We start from the raw sequence: 684 nt of genomic DNA, 5'->3' as shown, positions 1-684 counted from the left end.
TGGCTTTGATTTCGGCTAAGGAAAGAAAGCTGCGTTTTGAAGATGTGTTTAATAAGAAGTTCAGTGTTTTGAAAGAGCCTTTTATATACTCGGTTCTGGCTGGTGTAATGTATTCAGCATACCAGCTTTGCTGGCCAGGAGGATCGCTTTTCTTATTTATCGTTCTTGTTTACGCAATATTCCAGTACATCCTGGACAATTTCCGGAATGAGTCAAGCGACTACCTTGGATTTACAGGCGTAATCACATGTTTGGTAAGTACAATACTCATCCTTCCATTTGTCCATCCTGACATGGGATTTTCACTTTATTATTACTCCTGGTTCCATGTCGTTACTGCTATTGGGGCAATGGCAGGCTTTGCAGCTTTGAGTCTTATTGAAAGAGAATTAAAAAGAAAGAAAATGAAGACTTATTATTACCCACTGATAATCCTTGGAGCTGGTATTCTTGGGCTTATATTTATCAAAATTTTATCTCCTTCACTTTATTCCCTGATTATAAACGCACCAAGAACTGTTTTTGGGATTCAACAGGGAGGACCTTCCACAATCCTGGAAGCTTCTTCCATATTTTATGAAAGTAATCAATATAGAGTCTTTACCTTATCGAAAGTTTTTGTACATTTCACTCCTACAGGATTTCTTGCTTCTTTACTGGGGATAGTTATTCTGGCTGCAAATC

The 684-nt window shown here is 38.0% G+C and carries 1 pseudogene; it reads left to right on the top strand.

The features are described 5' to 3' along the window. A pseudogene (locus ASJ81_RS14660) lies at positions 1-684 on the top strand (oligosaccharyl transferase, archaeosortase A system-associated); the annotation flags it as partial.

Source organism: Methanosarcina spelaei (genome assembly GCF_002287235.1).
Taxonomy (GTDB): domain Archaea; phylum Halobacteriota; class Methanosarcinia; order Methanosarcinales; family Methanosarcinaceae; genus Methanosarcina; species Methanosarcina spelaei.
Note: the sequence above shows the minus strand (reverse complement) of the source record. Positions and strands in the feature narration are given on the sequence as shown.